3 protein-coding genes are annotated in these 3018 nt (G+C 45.1%); 2 read left to right on the top strand and 1 reads right to left on the bottom strand.

Annotated features, from left to right (window positions below; all coding sequences use genetic code 11):
• Positions 1-122 (bottom strand): ATP-dependent Clp protease adaptor ClpS (locus F6K38_RS38305; RefSeq protein WP_287360175.1); only part of this gene is annotated, 122 nt, incomplete at its 3' end.
• A 124-nt stretch (positions 123-246) separates the two neighbouring features.
• Here F6K38_RS38305 and F6K38_RS38300 point away from each other — a divergent pair.
• Both F6K38_RS38300 and F6K38_RS38295 read left to right on the top strand, forming a co-directional pair.
• Positions 247-1149, top strand: a complete 903-nt coding sequence (locus F6K38_RS38300) for an alpha/beta fold hydrolase (RefSeq protein WP_008190418.1) — start codon at positions 247-249, stop codon at positions 1147-1149.
• 544 nt (positions 1150-1693) lie between these two features.
• On the top strand, positions 1694-2638 hold the full coding sequence (locus tag F6K38_RS38295) for an NF038130 family PEP-CTERM protein (protein WP_287360173.1): 945 nt from the start codon (positions 1694-1696) through the stop codon (positions 2636-2638).
• Positions 2639-3018: the final 380 nt, after the last annotated feature.

Raw genomic sequence — 3018 nt, 5'->3', positions numbered from 1 at the left:
GTTTCCATCAAGGTTTTCACCACATACTCCATAGAGTTGAAGTCATCATTATGGAGCAATACGCGATAGCGAGGCGCGTGTTTACGAACTGTTGAACGCTTCTCAATGGTTTCGACTGACAAAGCTTTTCCCTCTCTCTTTTATATGTTTACACAAACTCTCCATTATATACTGCCATTATTCTAACATCAGACAACTGACAGGGAGCGCTATGATCAAAAAGTTAACATTACTTAATAGTTTACCGTGATTACCCAGGTAAGTGCTACCCCTTCTAATACTCCCATCCCTGGAACTTACTGGCAGTGGCGGGGGGAATCTATATATTATGTACAGGCTGGACAAAAGCCATCAGGATACCCACCGTTACTGCTAATTCACGGATTTGGGGCATCTACAGACCACTGGCGCAAAAACATTGCTCAATTGAGTCAGGATTTTGAAGTTTGGGTGATTGACTTGTTGGGGTTTGGACGTTCTGCTAAACCAGATCGGGAGTACAGTGGCAATTTGTGGCGAGACCAGTTGCATGATTTTATTACAGAGGTGATTGGTCAACCAGTAGTCTTAGCTGGAAACTCCTTGGGGGGTTATGCAGCTCTGTGTGTAGCTGCACAGCGTCCTAGCTCCGCCGCAGGTTTAGTATTGCTCAATAGTGCTGGACCATTTAGTGATACTCAACCTGCCACTAAGGTCAATCCTGTCAAAAAAGTTCTCAATCAGGTAACCAAATCAATTTTTCTACAACCTTGGGCAAGTTTCCTGTTATTCCAGTACCTGCGGCGACCGTCAATCATTCGCAAAACCCTCCAGAAGGTTTATCTTGACCAGAGTGCGGTAACGGAACAGTTAGTAGACGAGATTTATCGCCCGTCTTGTGATCCTGGTGCTGCTCAGGTATTTGCCTCCGTGTTCAAGTCACCCCAAGGGGAAAAAGTCGATGTGTTGTTGGAACAGATGACTTGTCCATTATTGATGCTATGGGGAGAAGGGGATCCTTGGATCAAGAGCAGAGAACGGGGAGCAAAGTTTAGGGAATATTATCCTCAGTTAACGGAATATTATCTACAAGCAGGACACTGTCCCCATGATGAGATACCAGAACAGGTGAATAATCTGATCAAGTCTTGGGTAATGGGTAATGGGTAATGGGTAATGGGTAATCGCTACAAGATTGAAAATTTATAGAACTACCCATTAAGGTGTTTGAGATTAATACACCTTGAAAAAGGTGGGACCCGTGGGGAATTTAATAATTAGATGCGGGAACTAAGTTACCGCATTAAGAGGGTCACCTTTATTATGGGTTACTGGCTATACGTAAAAGAGGTGCGACCCGTGGCGAATTTAATTCGCCTACGGAAAGCGCACCTTTGGTTAAAACTTTTGTAATTAAGGCGACCCTCTTCAAGGTTTATTCTCCGGAAAGGGCACCTAAGCTGTTGTAGTCAAATTTAGCATCCATGGCCGCCACCCTTACGCGCGGGGGGTTAGGGGTGATTCCTAAAGCCCTTGCCCGTAGCGCTATATTGCCCTATTCAGAAGTTAGGAACTGACGAACTCAGGATTATGTCAAAGATTAACATAACTTAAACCGTATCACAAACGCGATCGCTAACATCCCACTCCGATACTAAAAAAAAGACACCAAGTGCTGCCAGCAACCTGAACAAACTCGAAGGGAGACATGTCCATGAAAAGCACACTAATGAAATTGTGGCTGGGTGCCACAATTATTGCCGGTATGAGTGCGATCGCCACTACCCCAGCTGTTGCTGGAAGCCTCACAGGAGCGACCGTGACCGGTACTGATTACTACAAGGTTTCATCTGACGGTACGAATACCTTTATCGATCCCAGTGCAAGTTTGTCAACTCTATTGCAAGGTAATGCTAGTAACCCTGGTGGAAACGTAGAGCTATTTGCCAGCAGTGAAACCCTGAGCAACGATGACTTTGAGAACTATACCGATGTCACTAGCCTAACCGGTCAAATCGGTGGTGAAGCCATCACCTTGAGCAGTCTGACATTAGCTGACTGGTTGACTGATGTTGGTGGTGGCCTCACCTTGGCTGATAAGTGGTTCAGTGATGCCTTAACTGCAAACGGTCTTGGAGCTTTGATTGGGACATTTCCAGGTGATTTTGTCTATGGACAATTTCTCAACAATGGAGGATTGCAACGATTTAGCGATCCCAATATTTCCTACGTCAACCAAGATGACACAACAGGCCTAATTACCATTGGGCTAGCAGGTCACTTTAATGCTAGAGATATGTTGGCAGAGGTAATTGGTCAAGTTAATCCATTCTTTGCTGCTTTTCTACCAGAAAGTATACAGGCTAGTGAAATCGTCAAGGTTGACTACGATGGGAAAACTGAATACCTTTATGGTTTCGAGGCCACCAATTCTGGGCTGGTCAGTTCTGATGATAATAACGTTCACACGCATTCTCACTCGGGTAACTACCAAGTGGCGTTGCTTGGTACTCCTCCAGGACCGTTTGGATCCGAGCCACAAGGTGTGCCTGAATCCTCTACTGTGCTTGGTCTAATCGCTTTGGGTGGTTTGTTTACTGCTGGAGGGTTAGTGGACAGTAGGCAAAAGTATCACAAAGCTTGCCAAAACCTCAAGTAATTTGCTATACTTTAACTATGAAATTAGTGCCACAACCTTGTCTCAATTAAATAAATTTCCCGAAAACCAAGGGTTTTGTAGTGACATTGGATCTGGTTTACGCACTTTTATGGCGCACGAGGAATATTTCTTCGTGCTTTGGGAGATACCCCCTGGCGTTCGAATCAGCTTGCATTGGCGGGCTAAAGTTGATCTTGGTAGACTTTGGTAGCTAAAAAGTATCGGAAACTGCGAAAATCTCACTGTTAAACGCAATAGTGAACAATTTTACTGAGAGGGGCGCACAACCAACCGTGCGCCCCTCTCAGTGATCAAGCAGTTCATGTAGGGTGGGCAGTGCACCAGACAGATAATCAAGCTTGCAAAGGGCGTTGCTAGGC

Origin of the sequence: Moorena sp. SIO3B2 (genome assembly GCF_010692525.1) — a bacterium.
Taxonomy (GTDB): domain Bacteria; phylum Cyanobacteriota; class Cyanobacteriia; order Cyanobacteriales; family Coleofasciculaceae; genus Moorena; species Moorena producens.
This window is presented reverse-complemented; position numbering and strand designations above follow the sequence as displayed.